Raw genomic sequence first — 552 nt, 5'->3', positions numbered from 1 at the left:
AACGCCTTGCTAAGGTGTGAGTAACGCAATACAAAAGCTACCGCACAGCGCCTTAATCACATAAGCCACCGCAAAGTAAAAATGCCACGCGTTACGAATCACTCTTAAGCAATTTGTTAGTACATGCGCTACTTCTATTTGTGCGCTCCAAGATATTGAAAAGTGGCATGATATGAAAGGCTTTGAACACTGAAGTGAGACGGGCAGCTACAAAACTTAAACTCGGTTAAGAAACGAGAGTTGGCTAGAAGAAAAACGTACTGAACTGCCCTACTTTCATTAACTTCAAATTAGAAAAGGATTCTTTCCTCGTACTTGAACAGCCACGCTAACAGTAATCAAGGTTCTCTCAAAAACCACCACGAAAATGAAGAAGCACCAAAGAAATAGGCTCAGAGTTAGAAGCCGTAAACGGTGAAGTCAAAGCAAATACTCCGCATATAGTGCCACCGGAAAGAACGTGAAAGGCACTAACTGAAAGGTGTAAAGACGAGCGCCAAAACAGATAAACACCAAAACTTATGACCTTTGATGCCAAACCCGTACTAACGC

1 protein-coding gene is annotated in these 552 nt (G+C 42.2%); it reads right to left on the bottom strand.

What is annotated here, in order from left to right:
* Nucleotides 1-349 precede the first annotated feature (349 nt).
* Nucleotides 350-552: hypothetical protein (locus KJB35_RS28290; protein ID WP_285469903.1), on the bottom strand; the 203-nt coding region annotated here is incomplete at its 5' end.

Origin of the sequence: Vibrio sp. D431a (assembly GCF_030248655.1) — a bacterium.
Taxonomy (GTDB): domain Bacteria; phylum Pseudomonadota; class Gammaproteobacteria; order Enterobacterales; family Vibrionaceae; genus Vibrio; species Vibrio alginolyticus.
Note: the sequence above shows the minus strand (reverse complement) of the source record. Positions and strands in the feature narration are given on the sequence as shown.